The sequence below is a fragment of the Nocardia goodfellowii genome (assembly GCF_017875645.1).
In the GTDB taxonomy this organism is placed as follows: Bacteria; Actinomycetota; Actinomycetes; order Mycobacteriales; family Mycobacteriaceae; genus Nocardia; species Nocardia goodfellowii.
Genome location: NZ_JAGGMR010000001.1, coordinates 6872637 through 6897256, shown reverse-complemented (window position 1 = coordinate 6897256; position 24620 = coordinate 6872637). Strand labels below are relative to the sequence as shown.

The window sequence follows — 24620 nt, the reverse complement described above, 5'->3', positions numbered from 1 at the left end:
AAGAACTACGATGGTGCGACGGCGGGCTGCTCGCCCGCCGTGCGTCCGCACGACATCGGAGTTCCATGACCCAAGCCATGCACGTACTCACCCGTAGCGATTTGGACGACGTCGAACTCACCCCCGCCGAGGTCATCGATCTGGTGGAAGAGGCCTATCTGGCCTTCGCGCAAGGGGATTCGCGTTGCCCGGTCAAGCTGATGATGCCGATTCCGAAGGCCGAGCGGGACGCGGTGTCGTACTCGATGCTCGGCTACGACGGCTCGCTGGAGCAGGTGGGATTCAAGACCTCGTACCGGCAAGGTAGCGAGAGCGCCGAGAAGTACTACACCACCATCAGTTTGTACGACGACGTGACCGGACTGCCGTTCGCGTTCATGGACTGCCAGCGGGTCGGAGCGTCCCGCACGCCCGCGACCACGGCGATCACCGCGAAACACTGTGCGCGCGAAGGCGCGACGAGTGCGCTGATGCTCGGTACCGGCGTGCAGGGGCGCAACACGCTGCCTTACCTGCTGACCGCGTTGCCGGGGCTGGCCAGGCTGCGCTTGTTCGGCACGCATCCGGACGGCATCGCCGAGAGCGTCGCCACCATGCGGCGCTGGTTCCCGGATCGCGAGATCGAGCTGGTCGACGATGTGCCCGCGGCGGTGGCGGAGTCCGATATCGTCGTGGTCGCCTCCGGGCGGGCCGCGCATCCCAAGGTGCGCACCGAGTGGCTGCCGCCCGGTGGACTGCTCATCTCGGTGGCGAGCAAAGGCGTGGAGAGCGGGGCGCTGCGGCAGGCCGACTACGCGATCGCGACCAGCACCGGCCAATTGGGTGTCACCGGAACGCGTTTGGCGGGCCCGGACGGGGAGGTTCGGATCGACGCCGAGCTACCGGAGGTGGTCGCGGGCCGGGCGGCGGGGCGGCGGGCCGAGGACGAGCGAGTCTTCGCGTTCTCCAGCGGGATGATCATCACCGACATCCCGGTGGCGCACGCGTTGGCCACCCGCGCGGTGGCGGCCGGACGCGGACAGCGGGTGGAACTGTGGACCTGAGCACTGAACTGGTGAAACTGCCCGCGCTGGAGCGGGAGTGGCAGCGGCGGGTGCGTTGCGAGCCGGGCTTCCTGTTCGATATCCAGCACGCTGTCGGCGGGCCGTTCCATGTCGTGTATCCGCGGCAGTTCGAACGGAACCTGCGATCCTTCCAGGAGGTGCTTGCCGCGCACCGGGTTTCGGGTCGGGTCTACTACGGCAAGAAGGCCAACAAGGCAGGCTGCTGGCTCGACGTCATCGCCGATCACGACGGATCGGTGGACGTGGCGAGCGAACCGGAGCTGGTGCACGCCCTGGCCCACGGGGTGCGCGGCCGGGACATCGGCGTGACCGGCGCCGCGAAGAGCGCTCAGCTGCTGCGGCTCGCGGCCCGGCACGACTGCGTCGTGGCGGTCGACGCCCTCGACGAACTCGAGCGGCTCGCCGAGATCGCCGCGACTGCCGGACGGGTGCGAATCCTGTTGCGGCGCTTGCCGACCGACGCACCGGACAGCCGGTTCGGACTTTCGGGGGCCGACCTCGACTACGCCGTCACCAGGTGCGGACAACTCGCGTCGGTCGAGCTGATCGGCTTCTCGTTCCATCTCGACGGCTATCAGGTGCGGCCCCGCGCCGAACTCGCCTACGACCTGATCACTCTGTGCGCCAAGGCTAAAGCGCAAGGTCACCCGATCTCTGCGATCTCGGTCGGCGGCGGCTTCGCCTGCAGTTATCTGAGTGCGGCGGACTGGGCGGCCTTCACCGAACGCGGCACCGACGAGCTGTTCCACGCGGGCAAGCGATTCGACAAGTTCTATCCCTACGCCCAGGGGCCCAACGGTGCGGCCATGCTCGACGCGATCCTCAGCACGGCCTTCGACGGCCGCGCCCTGGCAGAACATCTGCCCGCCAACGACCTCGAGCTATTCCTCGAGCCCGGCCGGGCGCTGCTCATCGACGCCGGTTTCACCGCCTTCCCGGTGCTCGGCTTCAAACGCAACGCCGACTACGGAATTACCACGGTCCAGGGATTGAGTATGAGCGTGTCCGAGCAATGGAAAGGCAGCGAATTCCTGCCGGATCCAATCCTGCTGCCCCGCAACGTCGATCCCGCCGCCGCACCGACCGCCTCCTGCGTCGGTGGTTCGAGTTGCATGGAATACGACGTGCTCACCTGGCGCAAGATCATCCTGCCGCAGCCTCCGCAATTCGGTGACTTGCTGCTGTATCCGAATACCGCCGGCTATCAGATGGACAAGAACGAGAGCGAATTCCATCAATTGCCGTTGCCGCCCAAAGTGGTGGTCACCGACGACGGCGACCGGCTGAGCTGGAGGCTGGACCGGTGACGCGGCTCGGGGTCCGGGAGAACGTCGTCCGGCACGCCTCCGAATTGATCGGCGCCACACCGCTGCTCGAACTCACCCGCACCGGTGCGGGCAGCAGGCTGCTGCTCAAGCTGGAGCAATTCAACCCGACCGGCTCGGCCAAGGTGCGGATGGCGCGGGAAATGGTGCTGCAGGCCGAACGGGACGGTGCGCTGCGGCCCGGCGGGCACATCGTCGAACCCACCTCCGGCAATACCGGGACCGGCCTGGCGCTGATGGCGCTGGAACGCGGCTACACCTTCACCGCCGTCGTCGACGGGCACGCGGCACAGGACAAGGTGCGTGCCATGAAAGCCATGGGCGCACAGCTGGTTCGAGTGGACAGCGCCGATACCGATGTCCCGAGCACAGTCGAGCGCCGCCGGGTCGCGGCGGAGATCGCCGCGGCCACCGGCGCCTACCGTCCGGATCAGCACAACAATCCGCACAACAACGCGGGATACCGCGAACTCGCGGGCGAACTCCGCGCCGACCTGAGCACCGACGTCGACTATCTGCTCGGTGCGGTCGGCACCGGCGGATCCCTCTGCGGCACAGTCGAAGAGCTGCGCCGGCTCGGTTCCAGGGTGCGCGCGATCGCGATCGAACCGGTCGGATCGATCATCTTCGGCGGCCCGGCCGGCCGGTACTGGCAGACCGGCGCGGGCAGTCCCGCCGGGTTCCCCGTCGGCGGCAACGTGAAATACGCCGCCATCGACGAGGCCTGCCAGGTCGGTGACGTGGACGCGTTCGCCACCGCACGGGTGGTGGCGCGGCGCATCGGCATCCTGATCGGCGGCACCGCCGGTGCGGCGGTGTTCGCGGCCTTGCGCCGGCTGGTGCAGTTGCCGGCGGGCAGTACCGCGGTGGTGCTGGTCTGCGATGCGGGGGAGAAGTACCTCGACACCGTGTACGACGAGGACTGGTTGCTGGCCCGCGGGCTGTATTCCGAAGCGGCGCAACAGCGTGTTCACCGGCTGTTCGATGCCTACGACGCATCGTTGCGACTGGCGGCCGCCGATGCCCGGCGGGCCGAGTTCGACGACGACCGCGCGCTGGCCAAGACGGGAAGCTGAGGGAACCATGACACTCGCGCAGACGGCACAGCGCGTCCGCGGCTATCGCGCGATCGTCGCGCTGGCCGCGCCGATCGCCGGTATTCAGCTCGCTCAGGTGGCGCTGACCACCGTGGATCTGGCCATGATGGGTCTGCTCGGCATCGCCGCGGTGGCGGCGGGCGGCCTGGCCCTGTTGCTCTACAACCAGATTCGCACCATGTGCGTCGGCATGGTCACCGGTGTCGGCAATATGGTGGCCGCGGCCGTCGGCCGGGGCGAGAAGCGCACGGGCACAACCGAACTGGATGCGCAGGCACGGGAGGAAGTGCGCGGATACCTGCGCGCGGCCCTCGCGGTCGCGACGCTGACCGGCGTGGCGGGCGCGCTGATCCTGAGCGGCCTCGGGTTCGCGCTGGCCTGGCTCGGCCAGGATCCGGCCGTGCTGGAGCTGGCCCGCCCGATCATCTGGTCGCTGGCGCCGGGCCTGATTCCGATGCTGTGGCTGAACGTGCTGCGCCAGTACGCGGTCGGGATGCGCCGGGCTGGATCACTGCTCCGGGTCACGTTGTTGTCCATCGCGGTCAACGCCGGGCTGAACGCGCTGTTCATCTTCGGCTGGTTCGGCCTGCCTGAGCTCGGCCTGGCCGGAATCGGATTGTCCACCACCATGGTTCAGCTCTGGACCTTCGGCACCTACCTGTCCACCGTGCGCCGCGACCCGGTGCTGGGCGCGCTGCTGTCGCTACAGGCCTGGCGGGCCGACCGGGCCCTGATGCGCCGCATCGTCGCGATGGGAACGCCGATCTCGCTCACCTACGGCGCGGAAGCGGCCGTCACCTCGGTCGCGACCCTGCTGATGGGCGGCTTCGGACCGGTGGCCCTGGCGGCGAGCAATATCGTGAACCAGCTGGCCTACATCGTCTATCAGGTGAATATCGGCCTGTCCCAGGGCTCGTCGATCCTGGTCAGCCGGACCATCGGCCAGGGGGAATGGGAGCGGGTGCGCGGCGTCGCGCAGCGAACCTTCGCCCTCGGATTCGGCTTCATGACCGTGGTCGGCGCCTGCTACCTGCTGTTCCCGCGGACGGTGCTGGCCCCGTTCCTCGGTGCGCACCAGGACGACACCGCGGTGGTGACCGCGGCCTCGGCGCTGCTGTGGTTCGCGATCGCGCAGCAGTACTGCAAAGGTTCGCAGAACCTGTGCATCGGACTGCTGCGCGGCATCGGGAATACCAAAGCCGGACTGCGCAACACGCTGATCGGCTACTTCGCCGTCGGAATTCCGGCCATGGGGTTGTTCGGCTATGTGCTGGATTGGCGGGGGCCCGGCATCTGGCTCGGGTTGTGTCTGGGCTTCGGCACGACCGCGGCGCTGGTGTGGCGCACTTTTCTGCGCAGTGTGCCGAAGGCGGGTCAGCCGGCGGTAGCGGGCGCCGGAGCCCAATAGACGGCCGCCGTGGAACGCTTGCGCATAGCGGCGAAGCTGTGCCGGGCGGGACTGAGCAATGCGGTGAACCATGAGCGGCGATGCTCGGCGAGCGCGGCCGCTACGGCAGGGATCTGGGTGCAATGCACGCCCCCGGCCATACCCAAACGGTGGCGACCCGTCGGGTGGATTCTGGTGCTCAATGGTGTTCCTTTGCTAGCTGGTTCTCTGGCCTGGATCGCCTGCGCCGAAGATTAGCCGAAGAAATGGCTCGGGCAGAGTATTTTGCGGAAGTAATTGGCGTGGCGTGTCGGAAAGTTCGCGGGTCGGAGGCCACTTCTGCCGAAAATGTTGCGAAATGGTCTCGGCGGCGTCACGGATCGGGCAAGGGTTTGCCAGGGAGGTGAATCCGCCTGCGGCGGTGGGTAATAAGCACCACCGGAGCACCCGGTGACGGGTGGTGCGCGGCCATGGGGACGGTGGATGCGAGACTGATCGGATGTTGCGGATCGGCCTCACCGGAGGCATGGGAGCGGGCAAGTCGACGGTGGCGCGGATTCTGGTCGAACGCGGCGCGGTCCTCATTGATTCCGACGTGATAGCCAGGGAAGTGGTGGCGCCCGGCACGGCGGGGCTGGCCGCTCTGGTGGCGGCATTCGGGCCGGACATCCTCGCCTCCGACGGCAGTCTGGACCGACCGGCGCTGGCCGCGCGCGCGTTCGCCGATGACGAATCCCGCGCCACTTTGAATTCCATCACCCATCCATTGGTGGGTAAACGAACCGGCGAATTGATTGCCGCCGCGCCGGCGGATGCGATTCTGGTGCAAGATATTCCATTGCTGGTCGAGAATGGTCTCGCGCCATTGATGAATCTGGTTCTGGTAGTCGATGTCGACGCCGAAACGCGCGTGCGCCGGCTGGTCGAATTCCGCGGCGTTTCCGAAAGCGATGCGCGCGCCCGTATCTCGGCGCAGGCCACCGACGAGCAGCGGCGCGCGGTCGCGGATGTGCTGCTGGACAACAACGGTGCGCCCGGCGAGATCGACGCCGTCGTGCATCGGCTGTGGGACGAGCGGCTGGTGCCGTTCGAGCGGAACAAGCGCGGCGGGACATCGGCGAAGGGCGAGCTGCGGCTGGTACCCGCCGATCCGGAGTGGGCCGCGCAGGCGCAGCGGCTCATCGCTCGACTGTGGGTGGCCTGCGGTGCCTCGGCCGCGCGAATCGACCACATCGGATCCACCGCGGTACCCGGCCTGGACGCCAAGGACGTCATCGATATCCAGATCACCGTGGCCGATATGGCCGCGGCCGACGGCTTGGCGAATGCGTTGGCGGAGGCCGGTTTCCCGCGCAAAGAGCACATCACCTACGACAATCCGAAGCCGACCGAGGCCGATCCGGTGGGCACGGACCGCGACCTGTGGTCCAAACGGCTGCACGGCAACGCCGACCCGGGCCGCCCGGCCAACGTGCACCTGCGCGCCGCGGGCGCACCCGGTCAGCGGTTCGCGCTGGAGTTCCGGGATTGGCTGCGCTCGGACGCCGCCGCCCGCGCCGAATACCTGCGACTGAAGCGCGACGCCGAGGCCGCGGCCGCCGGTCTCTCCGGCGCCGCGGCCGCCGAGGCCTACTACGGCGTCAAGGAGCCCTGGTTCGACACGGCTTACGACCGGCTGCGCTGAGTCAGCGCCAGGTCAGCTCGATGCCCTTGGTGGCCAGCCAGCGTTCCAGCGAATAACCATGGGCGGCGATGCCGTCCATGGTGACGGCGGCGTGTTCGATCGCCGCCTGTGCCTCGGACAGGCCCAGATAGCCCGCGGCATGCGCGGCCAGTAGTTCGTCGACGTCGAGCAGTTCACTGTCGCGCCCGGTGCGCACCGTGATGTCGAGGTAGTGGTCGATCGACTTCCAGCGCTGCGCGCCCACCTGGCTGTACTCGCCGAGATCCAGGTAGTAATCCTGATCACGCCGGTGCGCCGGGTTGAAGTGGAAGACGGTAGCCCGCAACGACAGTTCCGGCAGCAGCCAGGACTCGATGTAGTGGAACTCCACGTGATCCGAGGAACGCGCCATGTACAGGCCCCAGGGCGCTAGCTGATAGCTGTCGACCTCGCGCACGAACCCCTTCGGGTCCGTATTGGTCAGCCCCGCGAGATCGAAGTACTCGACCTTGGGCGGGTGCAAGTCCACTGCCGGTGCCTGTGTCATGCACCCAGAATCTACCGTCACGCGCGCGGCGTCGAGTCCAGCGCGGGAATTAGCTGGATTGCCGCCGGCGACCTACGGACCGTGGCCGGTGGCCCGGGCGCCGTCGCTCGCGGCCGCGAAACTTGTCGGTGGCTGCGCTTACGCTGGGTACATGGCTTTCGCTACCGAGATCCCCGCTGAGGGTCAGCCGCCGCTCGCGCATTCGGAATTCCGCCCGGTCGGGGAGATCGAGCGCACCGATGGGCGTTTCCAGGTGGTCAGCGAGCACAAACCGGCCGGTGACCAGCCCGCCGCCATCGCCGAGCTGGAGCGGCGGGTCAACGCCGGCGAGCGCGATGTGGTGCTGCTCGGCGCCACCGGTACCGGTAAATCGGCCACCACGGCCTGGCTCATCGAGAAATTGCAGCGGCCCACCCTGGTGATGGCGCCGAACAAGACGCTGGCCGCGCAGTTGGCGAACGAGCTGCGGGAGATGCTGCCGAACAACGCGGTCGAGTACTTCGTCTCGTACTACGACTACTACCAGCCAGAGGCGTACATCGCGCAGACCGATACCTATATCGAGAAGGACAGCTCGATCAACGACGATGTCGAGCGGCTGCGGCACTCGGCCACGTCGAGCCTGCTGTCGCGGCGCGATGTGGTGGTGGTCGCTTCCGTGTCCTGCATCTACGGCCTCGGTACCCCGCAGTCCTACCTGGATCGGTCCGTCGCGCTGGAAGTGGGCGACGAGATCGATCGCGACGCGCTGCTGCGGCTGCTGGTCGACGTGCAGTACACCCGTAACGACATGTCCTTCGTGCGCGGCTCGTTCCGGGTGCGCGGCGACACGGTCGAGATCATCCCGTCCTACGAGGAACTCGCGATCCGCATCGAGTTCTTCGGCGACGAGATCGAGTCGCTCTATTATCTGCACCCGCTCACCGGCGATGTGGTGCGCCAGGTCGATCGGTTGCGCATCTTCCCGGCCACCCACTATGTGGCGGGTCCGGATCGGATGGAACGCGCGGTCAAGGAGATCGAGGCCGAACTCGAGCAGCGCCTGGCCGAATTCGAGCGCCAGGGCAAGCTGCTGGAGGCGCAGCGATTGCGCATGCGCACCCAGTACGACATCGAGATGATCCGGCAGGTCGGGTTCTGCTCCGGCATCGAGAACTACTCCCGCCATATCGACGGCCGCCCCGCCGGTTCCGCGCCGGCCACCCTGCTCGATTACTTCCCCGACGACTTCCTGCTCGTCATCGACGAATCGCACGTCACCGTGCCGCAGATCGGCGGCATGTACGAGGGCGATATGTCGCGTAAGCGCAATCTGGTCGAGTACGGCTTCCGGCTGCCGTCCGCGATCGACAACCGCCCGCTCACCTGGGAGGAATTCGCGGACCGGATCGGGCAGACGGTGTACCTGTCCGCCACCCCCGGTCCTTACGAATTGGGCCAGGCCGCCGGTGAGGTCGTCGAACAGGTCATCCGCCCGACCGGTCTGGTCGATCCGAAGGTCGTCGTCAAACCCACCAAGGGCCAGATCGACGACCTGCTGCACGAGATCCGGCTGCGCACCGAACGCGACGAACGGGTGCTCGTCACCACGCTGACCAAGAAGATGTCCGAGGATCTCACCGACTACCTGCTCGGTCTCGGTGTGCGCGTGCGTTACCTGCACTCCGAGATCGACACGCTGCGCCGCGTGGAACTGCTGCGCCAGCTGCGCCTCGGTGAATACGACGTGCTGGTCGGCATCAACCTGCTGCGTGAGGGTCTCGACCTGCCGGAGGTCTCCCTGGTGGCGATTCTCGACGCCGACAAGGAGGGCTTCCTGCGCAGCAGCACCAGCCTGATCCAGACCATCGGCCGCGCCGCGCGCAACGTCTCCGGTGAGGTCCATATGTACGCGGACAAGATCACCGACTCGATGCAGCACGCCATCGAGGAGACCGATCGCCGCCGCGCCAAGCAGGTCGCCTACAACGAGAAGATGGGGCTGGACCCGCAGCCGCTGCGTAAGAAGATCGCCGACATCCTGGATCAGGTGTATCAGGAGGCCGACGATTCCGAAGTCGCCGTCGGCGGTTCGGGCCGCAATGCCAGTCGCGGTCGGCGCGCTCAAGGCGAGCCGGGCCGGGCCGTCAGCGCCGGCGTCTACGAAGGTCGCGACATCAAGTCGATGCCGCGTGCCGAACTGGCGGATCTGGTCAAGGAACTCACCGCCCAGATGATGAACGCGGCGCGGGAGTTGCAGTTCGAGTTGGCGGGTCGTCTCCGCGACGAGATCGCCGATCTGAAGAAGGAACTGCGCGGCATGGATGCCGCCGGCCTGAGTTGAGCCGGGACCCGCACCCGCGGCGCGGTCTCGGCGTAGCATGTGATCTGGATCACAGCAAGTTCGACGAGAGGCGCGGTTATGTCCATGCTCGACAAGCTCAAGGGTTTGCTGAAGGGCCATGAGGATCAGGGGAGGCAGGGTGTCGAGAAAGCGGGCGACGCTGTCGATGCCAAGACCCAGCACAAACATCGAGCCCAGGTCGACACGGCTCAGCAGAAGCTCAATGACCAGCTCGGCACCCAGCCGCCCACCGACGGCCGGTAATCGCCGACACCAGCGGGCCCGATCCCTGTCCGGGATCGGGCCCGTTCGTGCGCTCCGCCGGGGCGGATTCGCGCAACCTCGCTCAGTTCTGCTGGGCCATCCACTCGTTGACCCGGCGCCCGGCTTCCTCGCGCGAGATGTCCTCGACGCGGGTCAGGACCGCCCAGCGATGGCCGAACGGATCGATGACCACCCCGAAACGGTCGCCGTTGACGAAGGTTTGCGGGTCCTCGGCGGTCCGGGCGCCGTGCTCGCGGGCGCGGGCGATGGTGGCGTCGACGTCGGGGCAGTAGTGCACGATCGAAGTGTGCACCCATTCGCCGTTGGGGGCCTGGACGCCGTTGTCGGGGATGGGCATGCCCATCTGCAGTGTGGAGTCGCCGATCTTCAGCTCCGCGTGGGCGGCTTGCCCGTCGGGCAGATCATTGCGGCTGATGACTTCGGCGCCGAACACTGCGCGATAGAACTCGATGGCCTTGTTCGCATCGGCGACCGCGAGGAAACAGGTGATCGAATGGTAGTCGGCGGGGATGGGATTCACGGTGTTCGTCATGGGCACAAGTCTTCTCGGCGACGCGGAAATGGTCTTGTAAGAACGCGACACCATGACCGGCGGGTGCGCTGATGCCGAAGTGGACGCCGGCGACGGCACCGCTCGACGACGTCAAGGGCATCCTGCACCCGGATGAGCAAGCGCGGCACCGGACCTTGCACCGGTTGGCTGCCGGACCGGCGGTCGCGTCTTTCGTCGACTGGTATTGGTCGGTGCGCTGGGATCTGCGCGGGAAACCGCCGTACCGCGCCGAGGTGCTGTCCTTCCCGTGTGTGAACGTCACCTTCGAACGGGACGGCGCGCGCGTGGGCGGTTTCGTCAACGGCGTCTGCACCACCAAGTACATTCGCGAATTGTCCGGTGCTGGAGATACTTTCGGGATCCGATTCCGCGCGGGCGGATTCGGCGCCTGCACCGGGTTGGACGTCGGCACGCTGCGCGACCGCGTGGTCGGCCTGACCGAGGTGTTGCCCGACGCCGCCGAGCTGACCGAGCAGGTGCTCGCCGCGTCGACCGACGAACAGCGCCGCGCGCTCGTCGAGCAGTACCTGGCCCCGCGCGCCGTCCAGGACGACCAGGCCTACCGGCAGGTGCTCCAGATCATCGCCGCCATGGCCGAGGATCCGGACCTCACCCGCGTCGACCAGGTCACCGAGCGCTTCGATATCCCGGTCCGCACCCTGCAGCGCCTGTTCCGCCGCTATGTGGGCGCCGCACCGAAATGGGTATTGCGCCGCTACCGGTTGCAGGACGGTGCCGACCTGCTCGCCAAAGGGCGCACCGCGGATTTGGCCGCACTCGCCGTGGAACTCGGTTATTTCGACCAAGCGCATTTCTCCCGAGAGTTCGCCGCCGAGGTCGGAATGCCTCCGCTGGAATATGCCCGCAATTCGTTACGCTCGGCCGAGGAAGTTCGGTAAATACTCGGAGAGGTGTTGACTGTGGACGCAGTAGTGCTGATCGGCCGGGTGTTGTTCTCGGTGCTGTTCCTGGGTTCGGCAATGGGGCATTTCACGAATACCGAGGCGATGGCGGGATACGCGCAGAGCCAAGGGGTCCCCTCGCCCAAGGCCGGTGTGCTGGCTTCCGGCGCGCTGATGGTGCTCGGCGCGCTGATGGTGCTGCTCGGGATCTGGGCCGATGCGGGCATGCTCCTGCTGGCTATCGTGCTGCTGCCGGTCACCTTCATGATGCACGCGTTCTGGAAGGACACCGATCCGGAGGCCAAGCAGACGCAGATGATCCAGTTCAACAAGAACCTCGCGCTGATCGGCGCGGCACTGATGTTGTTCGCCTTCTTCGCCCGCACGCCCGAACTCGGTCTCACCCTGACCGGTCCCCTTTTCGATCGGGGCTGACCCATCCGAATGGCGTTGTGATGAATCTCCCAGCGCGGCAAGCGCGTTCGCGAGAAGTTGTGATGCGTCACAGAAATGGCCGGGATGAATTGGATCGGCGCTGGTAGCTTCGGCCCCGGCGCCATTCCCGCGCTCGGCACGTGCTCTGAAAGCCGGGCACCGCCGAGTGTGATGTGTTGCGATTTCTGATATTTCCCCTCGATTTGCGGCTATGGTCGACCGCAGTCGCCGCGACGGTGCTCCGACTTGTCCGGATGCGCCGTACGTAGGCAACCCGACCCACGTTGGAGGAAAGATGACCGCCTACCGGACCATTGTTGTCGGTACCGATGGCTCGGACTCGTCGTATGTCGCCGTCGAGAAGGCCGCCGCGCTGGCCGGCGCCGCCGATGCCACGCTGATCGTCGCCTGCGCCTATTACCCGACCGACGACCGCGACGTAGCCGCCGCCGCCGACGTGCTCAAGGAAGAGGCCTACCAGGTGCGCGGCTCCGCGCCGACCAGCGAGATCCTGCGCGTCGCCCGCGACCGCGCCACCGAGGCCGGCGCCAAGGAGATCGTCGAGCGCGCCGTCGTCGGCGAGCCGGTCGAATCCCTGCTCACCCTGGTGCGCGAAGTGGACGCCGACTTGCTCGTGGTGGGTAACCGCGGCCTCAACACCCTCGCCGGTCGCCTGCTCGGCTCGGTGCCCTCGGATGTGGCCCGCAAGTCGCGCTCCGATGTGCTGATCGTGCACACCGTTCGCTAGGTACGGCGGTAGCCGAAGCCCCGTAGCGCACCGGAAACCGGTGTGCGACGGGGCTTTCGCGCGTTATCGGTGCAGTGCGCCCAGGACCGCGGGCAGCTCCCCGGTGTGGAACACGGTGAGCCGCTGTGTCGCGCGGGTCAGCGCGACGTAGAGATCGTTGAGCCCGCGCGGCGACTCGTCCAGGATCCCCTGCGGTTGCACCAGGAACACCGCGTCGAACTCCAGGCCCTTCACGTCGTGCACGGTCAGCACGGACACCGATTCGCCGGCTAGTACCGACAACTCGGTGAGCAGCTCATGCGGCACGATCACCGCGCTGGTGCCCGGACCCTGTTCCCGCGCCACCGCTTCCCGCACCGCGGCGACCAGTTCATCCGCCGAGACATGGTGCGCCGCGGGCGGATGCCCGCTGTCGCGCACCGACCGCGGCACCGTCGCGGCCGGGTCGATGGCGGCGAGCACATCGGCGGCCACCGCCATGATCTCCGCGGGGGTGCGGTAGTTCACCGTCAGCTCGGTCAGCTTCCACCGCTGTGCCACATAGGGTTCCAGCATCCGCTGCCAGGAGGACGCGCCCGCCGGATCGCCGGTCTGGGCGACGTCACCGACCACGGTGATCCATCGATTCGGGATGCGCCGCATCACCATTCGCCACGCCATCTCCGAAAGCTCTTGCGCCTCATCGACAATGACGTGCCCGTAGGTCCAGGTGCGGTCGCCCGCCGCCCGTTCGGCGGTGGTCTGGCTGGTGCGGTAGGCCTGCCGGTCGGCGAGCTGGGAGGCGTCGATCAGGTCGTAGGCCATCAGGATCTCGTCGGCGTCGAGCGCGTCCTCCACCTCGGCGGCGGCGGAACCGGCCAGGATGTCGAGAGCCTCCTGGGCCTCCGCGATCTGCGCGTGCCGGCGGCGGCGCGCCCGTTCGCGTTCCTCGCTGTCGTCGACGCCGAGCAGTTCGGCCAGCTCGTCCAGCAGAGGCGCGTCGGCGGCGCTGAACTCGCCGGTGTGCGGTCGCACCAATTCGGCCCGATCCTCGGCGGACAAACCGGACGCCACCCGCTCCAGTCGCTTCGGATCGGCCAGCAGCTCACCGAGAACCTCCTGCGGCGACAGGATCGGCCACAGCTTCGCGATGGCCGCCTGCACCGCCGGATCGGACTTCATCTCGTCCCGGATCTCGGCGATATCCGTGCGGCTGAGCAAGCTGTTTCCGCCCGAGAGATCCGCGCCCATCGTTTGGGCGACCTGATCGGTGAGCGCGTCGATGACCGAACTCGCGAAGATCGGCCGGGCCAGGTTGTGCGGCCGCCGCGAGGACCGGGCCCGGCCCCGGGCCTTGGTGGCGATCTTGCGGTCCAGTGTGACGGGGTAGCCGTCGAAGCTGAGCTGGATCGGCTCGGCGGGCGCCTCCTGCCGATCCCGCACCGCTTGCTTGAGCACCTCGAGAATCCGCAGCGAACCCTTGATCTCCCCGGCCCGCAGTGAGTCCTCCCGCGTCGCCTTCACGCCCGGGTACAGATCGCCGACGGTGGACAGCAGCACACCGGTCTCGCCGAGTGAGGGCAGCACCTGCCCGATGTAATCGAGGAAGGTCGCGTTCGGCCCGATGATCAGCACGCCGCTCTTGGCCAGCTGCTGCCGATAGGTATAGAGCAGGAAGGCCGCGCGATGCAGCGCGACCGCGGTCTTGCCGGTGCCCGGCCCGCCCTGCACCACCAGCACGCTCTTGTGCTCGGAGCGGATGATCGCGTCCTGCTCGGACTGGATCGTCTCCACGATGTCGTTCATGTGCCCGGTGCGCGCCGCGTTCAACGCCGCCAGCAGCGCGCTCTCGCTGCCCACGCCACCGTCACCCTCGACCATGCCGTCCCGTTCGGCGGCGGCGAGATCCAGGTACTCGTCGTTGACGGCGGTGACCCGCCGGTTGCGTGTGCGGAGGTGCCGGCGCCGGGTCACCCCGTCCGGCGCGGCCGTGGTGGCCAGATAGAAGGGACGCGCCAGCGGCGCGCGCCAGTCCAGCAGCAGCGTCTCGTAGTCGTCCTGCTCGTCGAGGATGCCGAGCCGGCCGATGTAGCGGGCGGCTTCGTCACCGGTCAGGTCGATCCGCCCGAAGCACAAGCCGTGCTCGGCGGCATCATATTTGGCCAAGTCCTCGTGGTAGAGCTGGCTGAACGACTCCCGTTCACTGCGGGCTTGCGGCGTGCCGCCGCTCTCCAGCAGCACGGTCTCGAGTCGCTTCTTCGCGTAGGCGCGCATACCGTCGAGCCGGTCGTACAGGACCGATAAGTAGGCCTGTTCCTGTTCGATCTCGCGGTCCTGAGCGCGGGGGTCGGGCAAACTGAACTCCTTGGGTCACCGCGTGAAAACAAGGTTGTCGAGTCTACTGCGGTTTTCCCGCCCTCGCCGCCACCGCAGGTCGCGCTGTGCCGACCCGCCCGGGGCGATCATGACGCGTGGGTGTTGTTGGGGCGGCGGCCCTTGACGGTGGCCTCGCGGTCGCCGACCGGCTTGGCTCGGTACATGGCCACGTCGGCGTCGTGCAGCACCGCCTCCGGGGTGCGGTGGTCACCCTGGATCAGTTCGGTGACACCGATGGAGGCGTTGACCTCGATGCGGTGTCCGCGCGCGACGATCGGCTCGGACATGGTGGAGCGCAGCCGCTGGACCAGGGCCTCCAGATCTTCGGGCAGGGTGGGCCCGGCCAGCAACACCAGGAATTCGTCGCCGCCGAGCCGTCCGACCACGTCGTTGCCGCGCAGGGCCCGTTGCAGCCGCTGCGCCACGATCTGCAGGACGGTGTCGCCGATGGCGTGGCCCAGGGTGTCGTTGATCGCTTTGAATCCGTCCAGGTCGATGAACAGCACGGTCGATACCGGCTGGTCCGCACCGGATCTACTCGCCATGCCGGTGTTGGTCCCCGAGGTGGCCAGCGCGGCCGCGAGCTGGGACAGGATCAGCGACCGGTTCGCCAGCCCGGTCAGCGAGTCGTGCGTGGCTTGATACTCCAATTGCCTGCGGCTGGCACGGAATTCGGTGACATCGGCGAACGAGGAGACCGCGGGGGAGTGCGGGTCGTCCGGATTCAGCAGGCGGCTGGAGCCGGACAGCCAGCGGCGCTGCCCGTCGGCGCGGTCCACTCCGAAGGTGTAGCCGGTGATCGTCTCGCCGGTCTCCAGGGTGCGCGCGATCGGGTGCCGCGAGGGCGGCAGCGGCTGCGCGTTCGCGTCGAGCAGCACCATCGGCAGTTCGTGAATGCTCAGGCCGACCAGTTCCTCGGCGTGCTCGGGCTTACCGAAGATCCGCCCGGCGGCCGGATTGGCCGATTCGATGCGGCCGTCCCGATCGATGACGACCACGCCCTCTTCGAGCTGGGAAACCACCGTGGTGAAGTACTCCTCCGCGCGCCGCTGAGCTTGCTCGGCGGTCCGCTGCGCGGTCAGGTCGTGGATGACCACCTGATAGGCGAAATGGTGCTGCCACGGCGTGAGCACCGACACCGTCTCCACCGGCACCGTGCGCCCGTCCAGGCGCAGCAGTTGCATTTCGGTGGGCTGGGAGGCCGAGCCCGCGGTGGTCAGGTGGCCGATACGGGCGATCATGCCGGGCACGGAGTCGGGATGGACGAACCGGGTGACCGGTTTCCCGAGGATGTCCTCGGCGCTCGCGGCCCCGAGTAGGCGGGTGATGGCGCGGTTCACGTAGACGACGAGTCCGTCCTGGTGCACACAGATCCCGTCCGGGGTGTGATCGACCAGCGACCGGTACCGCTGCGCGAGTTCCTCGGCCTCAGACGCGCTGGCCGGGGTGTGCTCGCCGCCTATCCCTTCCGAACCCAACTTCGAACCCCCGATCGTTCGACCGACTCATGGCCATTGGAACATGGGAATTATCCTGGTATCGACATGAACAAGATCACGTCGGTATAGCGGTAGCTTTCGAGGCTGTTCGATCACAGTCCGGCTCTTCATCGGGCGCTGCCCGAAGATCATTACAGGTTTGTCGAACAACCACAGCGCAGGCCGAGGAGCATGGCTATGCCAGCAGTCGATGCGAGAACGGTGCAGCACCAAGATCATATGACGATTGCCGGGATCGGCGCGGTCACCGGCTACGGCTGGGGTCGCGAGGCGCTCTGGCAGGGGCTGCTCAGCGGCAAATCCGCGGCCACACCGCAGTCCGGCTACGGCCCCGGCCGCGACGAGCAGGCCTGGGTGGCGCTGGTTCCCGACGGCGGCGACCCGGCGATCAGCACGAGCCGCTACGGCCGCGCCGTCCACGAGGCGGCGCGCGAAGCCATCGCCGACGCCACCGGACGAGGTTGGCGCCCGGGCCGCACCGTCGGCATGGTGCACGCGATCGTGCTCGGTGACGTGGTGAATTGGCGCGATTTCTACCTGATCGACCAGGGCCACCGCCGCTCCCGTGACTATCTGCCGCTGCTGCCCTCCACGCCGATCTCGATGTTGATGCAGGAGTTCGGTTTCCACGGTCCCTCCATGAATGTCTCGGCCGCCTGTAGTTCGGCCAATGTGGGACTGATCACGGCCAAACTCTGGCTGGACGCGGGCGTCGCCGATGACGTCATCTGCGTGGCCTCGGACATGTCCGCCACACCGGACATGCTGGAGCATTTCGTGCAGATGGGCGCGGCGGTGGCCGATGCCGAACCCATGGACGCCTGCCGCCCGTTCCAGCGCGGCAGCCGCGGCTTCAGCATGGCCGAGGCCTCGATGGCATTCGTACTGAGCCGGGCGGTGGATCGGCCCTACGCCACGATCGTCGGCGGCGCCATGACCAACGACGCCTATCACGTGGTGTCGGTCGAACCGGATCACACGCAGATCTTCGAGTGCGCGCGCCGGGCGCTGGCGCAGGCCCGGCTGGCGCCGGCGGACATCGCCTACTTCAACGCGCACGGCACCGGCACCCGGCAGTGCGGCGCCGCCGAAACCGACCTGATGGCAAGGATGTTCGACGACGGCCCGCTGTTCTACGCGCTCAAGCCGCTGGCCGGGCACAGTCAGGGCGCGGCCGCCGGGGTCGAGGTGGCCGCGGCGGCGATGGGCTACGAGCGGCGGATCGTTCCGGCCGCGCCGATCGTCGCGCAAGCGCATCCGCGGCTCATGGACGGCCCGCAACCGTTCCAGGGCGGTTACACCCTCAAGGCGGCGCTCGGTATGGGCGGTCATAACTCCATGCTCCTGCTCGGGGAGCCCGGCTAACCCGTCGGCAGCGGCACCGACCAGCACAGCCGGGTGCCGGGCAGCTCGTCCGGATTGCCGCTCGGTCGTTGGGCGGGCCCGATGATGAACTCGCCGTCGGCTTTCTCGGCCCGCTGTTCCAGGTTGCGCAGGCCGCTGCGGATGACGTGATGGGGAATGCCCCAGCCGTCGTCGACGACGATGATGGTCAGGTTGTCGTCGACGCTGATCTCCACCGTCACGACGCTGCCGCCGGAATGGCGCACCGCGTTGCTCACCGCCTCGCGCACCACTGCCTCGGCGTGGTCGGCGAGTTCGGCCTCCAGCACCGACAGCGGCCCGGTCACCTGCAGGCTGCCGCGCAACGGAGTGTCGGAAGTCTGCTGGCGCACCGCGTGTTCCAGTCGCTGCTGTAGCCGGTTGACCTGCGCGTCGCCGCCGTGCAGGTCGAAGATGGAGGTGCGGATCTCCTGCACCACCTCCTGTAGATCCGCGACGCCCGTCGAGATCCGTTGCCGCACTTCGGGCACCTGCGCCTGCGGCACCGCGGCCTGCAGGCTCAGGCCGATGGCGAAGAGCCGCTGGATGACGTGGTCGTGCAGGTCGCGGGCGATGCGGTCCCGGTCGGCGAGGATGTCGATCTCCCGCATCCGGCGCTGGGTGCCGGCCAGGTGCATGGCCAGCGCCGCCTGGTCGGTGAAAGCCGCTGTGAGTTCGACGAGTTCGTCCGCGTACGGCGCGGAACCGCACGGGCGCACCGCGACCAGTACGCCCAGCGTCGCGTCGGGCGTGCACAGCGGCAGGATCAGCACCGGGCCCACGTCGGCCAGCGGCACACCGAGGTCGATGCCGCCCGCGTCGTCGAATCGCAGTGGTGTGCGACGGTGGAACGCCTCGCCCAGCGCGGTGCCCTCGGTGAGCACCAGCCAGCCCTCGTGCCCGGCGCCCGGTCCGGACCACTGCGTCAGCATCAGCTCGCTCACCTCCCCGGTGCGGCGCTGAATTCCGGTGGCGCCGGCCAGGAACGCGCGGTGCGAACCGGTGAGCGTGCGCGCGTGGTCGACGACGTGCGCGAGGACCTGTTCGGATTCGGCGCCCGCGAGGAACTCGGTGGCGATATCGCGGGTGGCCTCGATCCAGGCCTGCCGGGTGCGCGCGGATTCGTAGAGCCGGGCATTGTCCACGGCGATGCCCGCGGCGGCGGCCAGCGCCTGCACCAGGACGTCGTCGTCTTCGGTGAAGGGCTGGCCGCCGGCCTTCTCGGTGAGATACAGGCTGCCGAAGACCTCGTCGCGGATCCGCACCGGGACGCCGAGGAAGGTGTGCATCGGCGGATGGCCGGGCGGCAGGCCCACGGACTCCGGATGGGTGGTGAGGTCGTCCAGGCGCAGCGGTTTGCTGCGATGGAATACCGCGCCGAGCACGCCGTGGCCCTGCGGGAGTTTGCCGATGCGTTCCCGGAGCTGTTCGTCCATGCCCTCGTCGAGGAACTGCGCTACCTGCAGGTCGTGGCCGAGCACCGCGAGCGCGCCGTAGCGGGCGTCCACCAGACTGGTCGCCGTGCGGACGATGGCGCGCAGGGTATCGTCCAGGTCCAGCCCGGAGGTCACGGTCAGCATCGCCTCGACCAGGCCGTCCATCCGGTCGCGCGAGTCGATGATGAGCTCTACCCGCTCTTTGACCTCGCTGAGCAGCTCGCGCAGACGTAGCTGGGACAGCGTGTCGCGCACTGAGTACAGGTCGTTGCCGCGGTCGTCGGGCATCTCGACTTCTCTCCTGAGCGGGGCGCGAAGTGCGTTGGTCCCAGTCTAATTCGCGTATCAAGGACTTTCGGCCCTGTTCGCGGCAGCGTTGCGGGAGTGGGATAGGAGCACCAGGTGAATAGAGAGCAGAGGTGTCCTATGAATTCGTCGCAGGCGTTGTATTCGGAGCGCGGCAACGCGCGGGGCAACTCGGAGCAGTGGACGACAGCCGCCGATCCGGGTCTCGCGGTCACCACCCGCGGTGCGGTACCCGCGGCGGATGTCACGCGGGCGGTGCGGGCCATCGGGCGCGTACTGCGCCGGCATCACTTGGATGTTCCGGCGCGCGTTCGGGTTACCGCGCCGGCCGACGGTGATCAGCCGACGGTGGTCCAGGCCAATGTCCGGCTGCACGACACTCCCGCGCGGGTGCAGGTCACCGGGCCGCGCGGGTTCGCGGTCACCTTCGCGGTGGAGCGTTTGGATCGTCAGATCGCGCGGCTGGCCTCCAATCAGTCTCGGGCCTGGCCGGATCCGGCTCGTCCGCCGCTGGCCCGGGTCACCGAACCGCGCCCGATCGTGCGCCGCAAGTCGGTCTCGCTGCTCACCGGCACTCCCGGGGAAGCGATGGCGATTCTCGACGCGATGGATTACGACGCGTACCTCTTCATCGATCAGGAAACGGGCGAGGAGGCGATCGTGCACTGGTGCGAATTGCTCGGCGTCGGGGTGGCGCGTCAGCACAGCACCGAGGAGCCGGCGGAGCAGACGGTGAATTCGCTTCCCCTGACCGTGGATTCCGAACCCGCGCCCCAGCTCACGGAGCTCGACGCGGCGGCCTGGCTGTGCCGTTCCGGCCTGCCCTACCTGTTCTTCACCGATGCCGACAGCGGCCGCGGCCGGCTGCTCTACCGCCGCTACGACGGCGATCTGAGCATTGTGGTCCCGGCCTAACTCTCCCGCAGTTTCGAGGCCAGGACCGCCGCCTGAGTGCGGCGTTCCATGCCCAGCTTGGCCAGCAGCCGGGAGACGTAGTTCTTGACGGTCTTCTCCGCCAGGAACATTCGCGCGGCGATCTGCCGGTTGGTGAGGCCTTCGCCGAGCAGCGCCAGCAGGCGGCGCTCCTGGTCGGTGAGCCCGGCCAGCGGGCCGTCGTTCTCGGTGCTGCTGCGCAGCCGCGCCTTCAGCGCGGCCGCCGCCCGGGTGTCCAGCAACGAGCGGCCGGAGCCGACCGCCTTGATCGCCTCGGCCAGTTCCATCCCTTTGATGTTCTTCACCACATAGCCGCCCGCGCCCGCCAGAATCGCGTCGAGCATGGCGTGCTCGTCGGTGTAGGAAGTCAGGATGAGACACCGCAATCCGTCGTTTTCGGCGAGCAGATCGCGGCACAGTTCGATGCCGTTGCCATCCGGCAGGCGAACATCGAGCACCGCCACGTCCGGACGCAGCGCGCGGATCCCGGCCATGGCCTGCGCGACATCGCCCGCTTCGCCGATCACCGAGAGTTCCGGATCGCTTTCCAGCAGGTCGATAAGGCCGCGACGGACGATCTCGTGATCGTCGACCAGGAACACTTTGAGCACGACGACCTCCAACCGGCGAACGGGCTACCACGCCAAGATATCTCGTCGCGGGTGGCCGCGGCTACACCCGGGCGAGGCCGTCTCGAGATCAATCGGTGAATTTCGAGTAATGCCGACTCGAATTATGTGACTCCTCGGCCGTGATCTCGCCCGAAAGAATCTTGCTCGCAAAAAACCGTGCCCGCTTTGTGGTTTCGAGTATCATAGGACCGAAGTCATTCAAAGAGGGCTTATGGCAGCGGAGCCGCGGGGCCCGTGCACAGTAATCTCGGAAAATGGCATATTCAGCAACTCTTGATTTCAGTAATGTTTTCGGTCCACCGCGCAACTGTCCAGGTTGTGGTTCGGGTGCTGTCGGTAGCTACGACGACCAGCGGGATGCCCGATTCCACTGCCTCGACTGCGGTGCGCGCTGGCGACTATCGCACGGGAGGACGATTGTGGAATCCCTGATCGGAGAAGGCGACAACGGCATTCGGGCGGCCCGATGAAGATCGGATTAATTGTTCCGCCCTGGGTTCCGGTCCCGCCGCCCGCATATGGCGGCACCGAAGCCGTAGTCGGAAACCTGGCTATCGGTCTGGCCGAAATCGGTCATGACGTTCACCTTTTCACCGTCGGCGAGTCCACCTGCCCGGTCAAATGTTCGTATCTGTTCGAACATCCGACCGCGCAGATCGGCGTCGGCGAAGCCGAATTGATGCACGTGCTGCACGCCTACGAGGCGCTCAGCGATTGCGACATCATTCACGACCACACCTCCCTCGGCCCGTTCATCGGCGCCTCGGCGGGCGGTCCACCGGTGGTGGTGACCAACCACGGCCCCTTCACGCCCATGCGCCAGGACATGTTCCGCGCCATGGCCGAACAGCACGCGCACATCGTCGCGATCTCGGAGTCGCAGAAGCGGGCCGCGGGCGCCAAGGTGCCCATCGACGCGGTGATCCACCACGGCATCGACCTCGACGCCTACCGGTACGGTCCCGGCGACGGCGGCTACGTGGTGTTCGTCGGCCGGATGAACCCGGAGAAGGGCGTGCATCGGGCGGTACAGGTGGCACGCCTGGCGAAGCGAAAGCTGTTGCTGATCACCAAGATCAGAGAACCCGAGGAGTGGGCCTACTACGAGGAGCGGGTGCGCCCGCTGATGGCGCCCGACGATCCGGAGCCGCGCGAGGAACCCCTGTCGGCCCGCGTGGAACTCGTCCGGCACGCCGACGCGCTGATCAACCCCATCGGCTGGCCCGAACCCTTCGGTCTGGTCATGGCCGAGTCATTGGCCTGCGGCACACCGGTTCTGGCGTTCCCGAACGGCGCCGCGCCGGAGATCGTGGAGCACGGCCGTACCGGGTTCCTTTGCCGCGATATCTGGGACATGGCCGATGCTCTGGAGCGTGTCGGCACCATAGATCGGCGCGTTTGCCGAAATTCGGCGGAGCGACGGTTTAGCCTGCTCCGCATGGCCCGTGACCATGAGCGGCTCTACCGCCGCATTCTGACCGGTGAACGGACGACCCGGGCGATGGTGCCCGAAACGGTGTCGTGAGAGAGGGCGATGCGCGACCCGAAGTCCTTGCAGGAGCCGAAGACTCGCCGCGACGGCGCGAGCGGGTCGTAGGCACTACCTCCGCACGCCCGTGCGCCGGTGCGGCGCCGTGGTGAACAATCCCTGGGGTGACGCCGCCGGTGAGGTGGGCGAGCCCAGTGTGGTCGGCGCCGGTGTGACGCTGGTGGAAGGCTCGACCTTCTGCATCAGCGAAAGCGGCGGCGTCATCAATCCGACCCGCCCGGAGGGGTTGTTCGTACGTGACACCCGGGTGGTGTCCTACTGGCGGCTGACCGTGGATGGTCTACCGCCGCAACCACTTACGGTGCAGTACGCCGACCCGTACAGCGCCACGCTGCTGGCCCGCACGCCCCCGCGTCCCGGCCGTGCCGACAGCACCGCCCTGGTGGTGCTGGGCCGGCACGTCGGCGACGGTATGCGGGAAGACCTGACCGTGCGCAACCTCTCCGGTGACCCGATCACCTGTACGGTCGCGCTCGAACTGGACGCCGACTTCGCCGATCTGTTCGAGGTGAAGGAAGGCCGTATCGGCGAAGGCGTGGTCACCCAGCACCGAGTGGTCGACGCCGGCGCGTTCGAGATCAGCCGTCCCGACCTGAAGCTGGCGGTGATCGTCGCCGGATCGGGCGCCACCGCGACCGAGCGGGAATTGCGCTGGCAGGTCATGCTGCCCGCGCGCGGCGAGTGGTCGGCCTGCATCCAGTACCAGCCCGCGCTCGACTCGGTGCCGGTGACGCCGCGGTACGGCTGCGGCAGCCCGGTCTCGCACAGCGCGCCGTATCAGCGGCTGCGGGACTGGTATTCGAACTCGCCGACCGTGCTCACCGAGGACGAAACCCTCGCCGCCGTCTTGCAGCGCGCGGTCGGCGACCTCGGCGCGCTGCGCATCTTCGATCCCGGCCACCCCGAACGGGCGGTCGTCGCCGCGGGCGCGCCCTGGTTCATGGCGCTGTTCGGACGGGACTCGTTGCTCACGTCGTGGATGGTGCTGCCGCTGGATCGTCAGCTGGCGGTCGGCACGCTGCAGAGTCTGGCGGGGATGCAGGGCAGCGAGATCCGCCCGCTGCAGGAGGAAGAACCCGGGCGCATCCCGCACGAGGTGCGCTTCGGCCGCGCCGCGACGCTGCTGCTGGGCGGTGACACCGTCTACTACGGCACCGCCGACGCCACACCGCTGTTCGTGATGTTGCTCGGCGAACTGCACCGCTGGGGCCTGGACGCCAAGACCCGCGACGAACTGCTGCCCCACGCCGATCGCGCCCTGGCATGGATCGAGCAGTACGGCGACATGGACGGCGACGGCTTCGTCGAATACTCGCGCGCCGCCGAGCACGGGTTGGCCAATCAGGGCTGGAAGGACTCCTGGGACGGGGTCAACTTCATCGACGGCAGCATGCCGCACGCGCCGATCGCGCTGGCCGAAGTGCAGGGCTATGTGTACGCGGCCTACCTGGCGCGTGCCGACCTGGCCGCCGACACCGGCGAGCACGATCTGGCGGCGGAACTGCGGGTGAAGGCGGCGCGGCTGAAGACGGCGTTCAACGAACAGTTCTGGCTGCCGGAGCGGGGCTGGTTCGCCATCGGACTGGATCGCGACAAGCGCCCGATCGACGCGCTCACCTCCAATATGGGCCACTGCCTGTGGACCGGCATCATCGACGACGACAAGGCGCAGGCGGTCGCCGACCATCTGCTGTCTCCGGAGATGTTCACCGGGTGGGGGATTCGCACCCTCGGCAGCAATATGGGCGCCTACAACCCGGTCAGCTACCACAACGGCTCGGTGTGGCCGCACGACAACGCGATCTGCGCGGCCGGACTGATGCGCTACGGCTTCGCCGAGCACGCCAACCGCATCGTCGACGGCGTGCTCGACGCCGCGGTCCGGTTCGGGCATCGGCTGCCGGAACTGTTCTGTGGTTTCGATCGCTCCGAGTTCGCCTCCCCGGTGCCCTATCCGACCTCCTGTTCACCGCAGGCCTGGGCCTCGGCGACGCCGCTGCTGTTCCTGCGCACCATGCTGCGGCTGGAGCCGGGTAGCGGCGAGCACGTGGTCGATCCCGTGGTTCCGCAGCGGTATCTGCCGCTGCGGGTGAGCGGGCTGCGGGTCGGCGACGATGTGCTGACCGTCACGGTGAACGACGCCGGCTTCCGCGTGCACGGACTGTCCCAGGATGGGGACCGAACCGGGCGCTGACCCG

Annotated in this window: 21 protein-coding genes; 14 read left to right on the top strand and 7 right to left on the bottom strand. The window is 67.7% G+C overall.

Going from position 1 to position 24620, the window contains the following annotated elements; all coding sequences use genetic code 11:
• Positions 1-65: 65 nt before the first annotated feature.
• Genes BJ987_RS31960 through BJ987_RS31945 form a run of 4 tightly spaced genes read left to right on the top strand, consistent with a single transcriptional unit; the run spans position 66 to position 4894 of the window.
• Complete coding sequence (locus tag BJ987_RS31960) at positions 66-1043, top strand: ornithine cyclodeaminase (RefSeq protein WP_209896774.1); 978 nt, start codon at positions 66-68, stop codon at positions 1041-1043.
• Positions 1034-2371, top strand: a complete 1338-nt coding sequence (locus BJ987_RS31955; RefSeq protein ID WP_209896773.1) for an alanine racemase — start codon at positions 1034-1036, stop codon at positions 2369-2371. The genes BJ987_RS31960 and BJ987_RS31955 overlap by 10 nt, the downstream gene beginning before the upstream one ends.
• Positions 2368-3465, top strand: a complete 1098-nt coding sequence (locus BJ987_RS31950) for a PLP-dependent cysteine synthase family protein (RefSeq protein WP_307869824.1) — start codon at positions 2368-2370, stop codon at positions 3463-3465. Before BJ987_RS31955 ends, BJ987_RS31950 begins: the two co-directional genes overlap by 4 nt.
• Before the next feature lie 7 nt (positions 3466-3472).
• Positions 3473-4894: an MATE family efflux transporter gene (locus tag BJ987_RS31945; RefSeq protein WP_209896772.1), complete on the top strand. Its 1422-nt coding sequence runs from the start codon at positions 3473-3475 to the stop codon at positions 4892-4894.
• Here BJ987_RS31945 and BJ987_RS31940 read toward each other — a convergent pair.
• Positions 4861-5076 carry a hypothetical protein gene (locus tag BJ987_RS31940; RefSeq protein WP_209899761.1) on the bottom strand — a complete coding sequence of 72 codons (216 nt, stop codon included), beginning with the start codon at positions 5074-5076 and terminating at the stop codon, positions 4861-4863. The two genes, BJ987_RS31945 and BJ987_RS31940, sit on opposite strands and share 34 nt — an antisense overlap.
• Positions 5077-5372: 296 nt before the next feature.
• Here BJ987_RS31940 and coaE point away from each other — a divergent pair, with 296 nt between their 5' ends.
• Positions 5373-6557, top strand: coding sequence for a dephospho-CoA kinase (gene coaE / locus BJ987_RS31935; protein ID WP_209896771.1), 1185 nt, complete (start codon positions 5373-5375; stop codon positions 6555-6557).
• A gap of 1 nt (position 6558) precedes the next feature.
• Here coaE and BJ987_RS31930 read toward each other — a convergent pair whose 3' ends face one another.
• The gene (locus BJ987_RS31930; protein WP_209896770.1) at positions 6559-7083 is read right to left on the bottom strand and encodes a ribonuclease FAU-1 family protein; all 525 of its coding nucleotides are present in this window, start codon (positions 7081-7083) and stop codon (positions 6559-6561) included.
• A gap of 151 nt (positions 7084-7234) precedes the next feature.
• Here BJ987_RS31930 and uvrB point away from each other — a divergent pair, with 151 nt between their 5' ends.
• Entirely contained in the window at positions 7235-9406 is a 2172-nt protein-coding gene (gene uvrB, locus BJ987_RS31925) for an excinuclease ABC subunit UvrB (protein ID WP_209896769.1), read from the top strand.
• A 78-nt stretch (positions 9407-9484) separates the two neighbouring features.
• On the top strand, positions 9485-9670 hold the full coding sequence (locus tag BJ987_RS31920) for an antitoxin (protein WP_209896768.1): 186 nt from the start codon (positions 9485-9487) through the stop codon (positions 9668-9670).
• A gap of 82 nt (positions 9671-9752) precedes the next feature.
• On the opposite strand, the gene BJ987_RS31915 is transcribed toward BJ987_RS31920, so the two are convergent.
• Positions 9753-10223 (bottom strand): VOC family protein, encoded by a 471-nt coding sequence (locus BJ987_RS31915; protein WP_209896767.1) that lies wholly within the window; start codon positions 10221-10223, stop codon positions 9753-9755.
• Positions 10224-10294: 71 nt separating this feature from the next.
• On the opposite strand from BJ987_RS31915, the gene BJ987_RS31910 reads away from it, so the two are divergent.
• From BJ987_RS31910 to BJ987_RS31900, 3 genes are all read left to right on the top strand, one after another.
• A complete protein-coding gene (locus BJ987_RS31910) occupies positions 10295-11143 on the top strand; it encodes an AraC family transcriptional regulator (protein WP_209896766.1) in 849 nt (282 codons plus the stop codon).
• A 21-nt stretch (positions 11144-11164) separates the two neighbouring features.
• On the top strand, positions 11165-11581 hold the full coding sequence (locus tag BJ987_RS31905; protein WP_209896765.1) for a DoxX family protein: 417 nt from the start codon (positions 11165-11167) through the stop codon (positions 11579-11581).
• 295 nt (positions 11582-11876) lie between these two features.
• The gene (locus BJ987_RS31900) at positions 11877-12329 is read left to right on the top strand and encodes a universal stress protein (RefSeq protein ID WP_209896764.1); all 453 of its coding nucleotides are present in this window, start codon (positions 11877-11879) and stop codon (positions 12327-12329) included.
• 63 nt (positions 12330-12392) lie between these two features.
• On the opposite strand, the gene BJ987_RS31895 is transcribed toward BJ987_RS31900, so the two are convergent.
• Positions 12393-14663: a HelD family protein gene (locus BJ987_RS31895; RefSeq protein ID WP_245366226.1), complete on the bottom strand. Its 2271-nt coding sequence runs from the start codon at positions 14661-14663 to the stop codon at positions 12393-12395.
• 107 nt (positions 14664-14770) lie between these two features.
• Positions 14771-16162 (bottom strand): diguanylate cyclase domain-containing protein, encoded by a 1392-nt coding sequence (locus tag BJ987_RS31890; RefSeq protein ID WP_245366225.1) that lies wholly within the window; start codon positions 16160-16162, stop codon positions 14771-14773.
• Between the two features lie 240 nt (positions 16163-16402).
• On the opposite strand from BJ987_RS31890, the gene BJ987_RS31885 reads away from it, so the two are divergent.
• Positions 16403-17548, top strand: coding sequence for a beta-ketoacyl synthase N-terminal-like domain-containing protein (locus tag BJ987_RS31885; RefSeq protein ID WP_209896763.1), 1146 nt, complete (start codon positions 16403-16405; stop codon positions 17546-17548).
• On the opposite strand, the gene BJ987_RS31880 is transcribed toward BJ987_RS31885, so the two are convergent.
• Positions 17545-19290, bottom strand: coding sequence for a sensor histidine kinase (locus tag BJ987_RS31880; RefSeq protein WP_209896762.1), 1746 nt, complete (start codon positions 19288-19290; stop codon positions 17545-17547). The two genes, BJ987_RS31885 and BJ987_RS31880, sit on opposite strands and share 4 nt — an antisense overlap.
• Positions 19291-19428: 138 nt before the next feature.
• On the opposite strand from BJ987_RS31880, the gene BJ987_RS31875 reads away from it, so the two are divergent.
• Complete coding sequence (locus BJ987_RS31875; RefSeq protein WP_209896761.1) at positions 19429-20223, top strand: sigma 54 modulation/S30EA ribosomal C-terminal domain-containing protein; 795 nt, start codon at positions 19429-19431, stop codon at positions 20221-20223.
• Here BJ987_RS31875 and BJ987_RS31870 read toward each other — a convergent pair.
• Complete coding sequence (locus tag BJ987_RS31870; RefSeq protein WP_209896760.1) at positions 20220-20852, bottom strand: response regulator; 633 nt, start codon at positions 20850-20852, stop codon at positions 20220-20222. The two genes, BJ987_RS31875 and BJ987_RS31870, sit on opposite strands and share 4 nt — an antisense overlap.
• Before the next feature lie 487 nt (positions 20853-21339).
• Between BJ987_RS31870 and BJ987_RS31865 the strand changes: the two genes are divergently transcribed.
• Positions 21340-22398 carry a glycosyltransferase family 4 protein gene (locus tag BJ987_RS31865; protein WP_209896759.1) on the top strand — a complete coding sequence of 353 codons (1059 nt, stop codon included), beginning with the start codon at positions 21340-21342 and terminating at the stop codon, positions 22396-22398.
• 109 nt (positions 22399-22507) lie between these two features.
• Positions 22508-24616 carry an amylo-alpha-1,6-glucosidase gene (locus BJ987_RS31860; protein WP_307869823.1) on the top strand — a complete coding sequence of 703 codons (2109 nt, stop codon included), beginning with the start codon at positions 22508-22510 and terminating at the stop codon, positions 24614-24616.
• Positions 24617-24620: the final 4 nt, after the last annotated feature.